The following is a 718-nucleotide window of genomic DNA, read 5'->3' on the forward strand; positions in this document are numbered from 1 at the left end:
GACACCGCCGCACCCGCCTGGGCCGGGCAGCCGGCTTGCGATCCCGACCCGCGCGCGCTCGGGCTCACCGCGCGCCATCTCGCCTATATCATCTACACCTCAGGCTCCACCGGAACGCCCAAGGGCGTCATGGTCGAGCATCGCGGACTGGTCAACTATTTGCATTGGTCCGATCGCAGCCATTATGAAGCAGCTGGAAGCGGCTCGCCGATACTGCATCCGTTGAGCTTCGACGGCATCGTGACGACCTTGTTCGGGCCTTTGCTGGCTGGGGCAAGGCTTCGTCTTGTCGACCCAATTACCCAAATAGATGCGCTTGCCGCCGTCGAGGAGGATCAGGCCTATGACCTGGTCAAGTTGACGCCTGCGCACCTGAGCCTGCTGAACAAGCGGCTTGAAGGCCACAAAGGACCGCCTCCGACAAGAGCGCTCATGGTCGGGGGCGAGGCCTTGGTTCCGGCAGATATACAGTTTTGGCAAGAGCGGTTCCCAACCGTGCGCCTGCTCAATCAATATGGACCGACAGAAGCAACGGTTGGATGCGCCACATTCGCCATAACCCAAGCTGTCGAGCGGCTGAACTCGATCCCGATCGGCCGTCCGATCGCGAACACGCGGGTGTATCTCCTGGACGCCCATGGTCAGCCGGTGCCGCTGGGGGCGGTTGGCGAGCTCTATATCGGCGGGGCGGGGGTGGCGCGCGGCTATCTCAACCGGC

1 protein-coding gene is annotated in these 718 nt (G+C 63.1%); it reads left to right on the plus strand.

The window, feature by feature from the left end; translation table 11 throughout:
• Nucleotides 1-718 (plus strand): AMP-binding protein (locus PU724_RS33845; protein ID WP_426213840.1); only part of this gene is annotated, 718 nt, incomplete at both ends.

It is taken from the genome of Mesorhizobium abyssinicae (genome assembly GCF_049887195.1).
GTDB lineage: Bacteria > Pseudomonadota > Alphaproteobacteria > Rhizobiales > Rhizobiaceae > Mesorhizobium > Mesorhizobium abyssinicae.